The organism is Streptomyces sp. NPDC093586, assembly GCF_044764905.1.
Lineage (GTDB): Bacteria > Actinomycetota > Actinomycetes > Streptomycetales > Streptomycetaceae > Streptomyces.
The window spans coordinates 1-1,513 of the sequence record NZ_JBIWJA010000054.1; the positions used below are offsets into that span (position 1 = coordinate 1).

Here is a 1,513-nt window from a genome sequence, read left to right on the forward strand (position 1 = left end):
GTATGCCGTCGATCAACTGCCGCCGAGGCCAGACGGGCGGCCGTCCCGCCTTCGCGCCCTTCGGCAACAACGGCTCCAGCACCGCCCACTGTTCGTCCGTGAGATCTCCCCGACCCATGAACCGTGATCATTCACAGCTCAAGATCCACTTTCGATACACGACCTAGTGTCCTGCGCCAGAGATCCGTCGACAGAAGCGGGCGAGAGAGTCGAGGATCTCTTCGGCTGTCTTGGTCCAGATGAACGGCTTGGGGTCTTCGTGCCAGTCCTTGACCCAGGCCCGGATGTCGGCTTCGAGAGCCTGAATGTTCTTGTGTGCGCCGCGGCGGATCATCTGGTGGGCCAGGTAGCCGAACCACCGCTCGGCCTGGTTGATCCAGGAGGACCCGGTCGGGGTGAAGTGCAGCTCGAACCCGGGGTGTCTGGCCAGCCACGTCCTGATCGCCGGGGACTTGTGGGTGCCGTAGTTGTCCACGATCAGATGGACCTGGAGGTGAGCAGGCACCGCTTTGTCGATCCGGATCAGGAACTTCTTGAACTCCACGGCCCGATGCCGGCGGTGCAGGGCCGTGATGACTTCGCCCGTGGCGACGTCGAAGGCGGCGAACAAGGTGGTCAGGCCGTTGCGCACGTAGTCGTGGGTGCGCCGCTCGGGCATGCCCGGCATCATGGGCAGCACCGGCTGGGACCGGTCCAGGGCCTGGATCTGCGACTTCTCGTCCACCGAGAGCACCACCGCACCCTCGGGCGGGTTGAAATACAGCCCCACGACGTCGTAGACCTTCTCCACGAACAACGGGTCCGCCGACAGCTTGAAAGTGCCGACCAGATGCGGCTTGAGCTGGAACTGCCGCCAGATCCGGCCGACCGTCGACTTCGACAGACCACTGTGCTCGGCCATCGACTTCCGCGACCAGTGAGTGGCGTTCTTCGGCAGCTGTTCCCGCGTGGTGACCACCACCGCTTCCACCTGATCGACGCCGATAGTCGGTGGTCGGCCGGGCCGGGGCTCGTCGGCCAGCCCGTCCAGCCGCTCGGCGAGGAAGCGCCGCCGCCACTTGCGGACCGTGTCCGCGGTCACCCGCAGATCCCGGGCAACCGCGACGATCGGCGGTACCTCCAGCCCCGCACAATCCGCGCCCGCAGGGCCAGCGCCTGGGCCGATGTCGCCCGACGCGTCCACCGCTCCAACACCGCCCGCTCGTCCTCGGACAAGAGCAACGGTTCCAGCTTCGGGCCCCGACGAGGAACTGGCGCACCAGCAGTAGAAGTCACACAACTACTAACGATCAACTACTGGCGCAGGACACTAGCGTTGCCCACGGCAAGGCCATGAAAGGGCTTCCTTCTCCCCTCCTTTCCTGAAACAAGTTCTTTCGCTCTCCTCGCCCTCGACGTCGCCCCGGGCGGGGGGGGGGGGGGCGGGGGGGGGGGGGCGCCGGGGGGGGGGGGGGGGGGGGGGGGGGGGGGGGCCCCCCGCGCCCCCCCGAGCATGTGCGGGTGAGGCCAGCGG

Annotated in this window: 1 protein-coding gene and 1 pseudogene; both read right to left on the reverse strand. The window is 67.3% G+C overall.

What is annotated here, in order from left to right:
- The coding region (locus ACIRFH_RS33675; RefSeq protein ID WP_403529523.1) for a transposase at window positions 1-118 on the reverse strand (118 nt) is incomplete at its 3' end.
- 45 nt (window positions 119-163) lie between these two features.
- Window positions 164-1,275: pseudogene (locus ACIRFH_RS33680) on the reverse strand (IS630 family transposase).
- Window positions 1,276-1,513: the final 238 nt, after the last annotated feature.